1 protein-coding gene is annotated in these 948 nt (G+C 67.3%); it reads left to right on the top strand.

Annotation, left to right across the window (positions count from 1 at the left end):
• Nucleotides 1-948, top strand: a 948-nt coding sequence (locus A9G05_RS27800) for a DUF5801 repeats-in-toxin domain-containing protein (protein ID WP_256548495.1), incomplete at both ends; no start/stop codon positions are given.

Consider the following 948-nt stretch of genomic DNA (forward strand, 5'->3'; position numbering starts at 1 on the left):
CTTCAAGGACGACGCGCCGAGCATCAGCGCCGGCCAGGCTGGCGTCGCCAGCCTGGAGGTGGACGAAACCAGCCTCGGCATCGACGCCACCACCGATTTCAGCGGCGCCTTCACCAGCAGCTACGGCGCCGACGGTGCCGGCAGCATCGCCTACAGCCTGGCGGTGAGCGCCAACGGTGCCTCCAGCGGCCTGAAGGACAGCGCCAGCGGCAGCGATATCAAGGTCTACCTGGAAGGCAACCAGGTGGTCGGCCGTGTGGGCGGCAGCGGCGGCGCCGTGGCCTTCACCCTGACCGTGGACAGCGAAGGCAAGGTCACCCTCGACCAGCGCATCGCCATCCAGCACAGCCCGGATGCCGGGCCGGATCAGGCCGCCGGCCTGTCTGCGGCGGATCTGGTGAAACTGGTGGCCACGATCACCGACAAGGATGGCGACAGCAGCAGTGCCAGCCTCAACCTGGGCAACGCCATCAGTTTCAAGGACGATGCGCCGAGCATTACAGCGGTGTCGGTGCCGGCGGACATCCTCCAGGTGGACGAAACCAACCTGGGCGGTGATGCCACCACGGACTTCAGTGGCGCCTTCCTTGGCAGCTATGGCGCCGACGGCTCCGGCTCCATCACCTACAACCTGGCCGTCAGCGCCGAGGGCGCCAGCAGCGGGCTGAAGGACAGTGCCAGCGGCACTGACATCAAGCTCTATCTGGAAGGCAATCAGGTGGTCGGGCGCGTGGGCGGCAGCGGCGGCGCCGTGGCCTTCACCCTGACCGTGGACAGCGAAGGCAAGGTCACCCTCGACCAGCGCATCGCTATCCAGCACAGCCCGGATGCCGGGCCGGATCAGGCCACCGGCCTTGCGGCAGCGGACCTGGTGAAATTGGTGGCCACGATCACCGACAAGGACGGTGACAGCAGCAGTGCCAGCCTCAACCTGGGCAACGCCATCAG

Origin of the sequence: Pseudomonas sp. ENNP23 (assembly GCF_001728945.1) — a bacterium.
Taxonomy (GTDB): domain Bacteria; phylum Pseudomonadota; class Gammaproteobacteria; order Pseudomonadales; family Pseudomonadaceae; genus Metapseudomonas; species Metapseudomonas otitidis.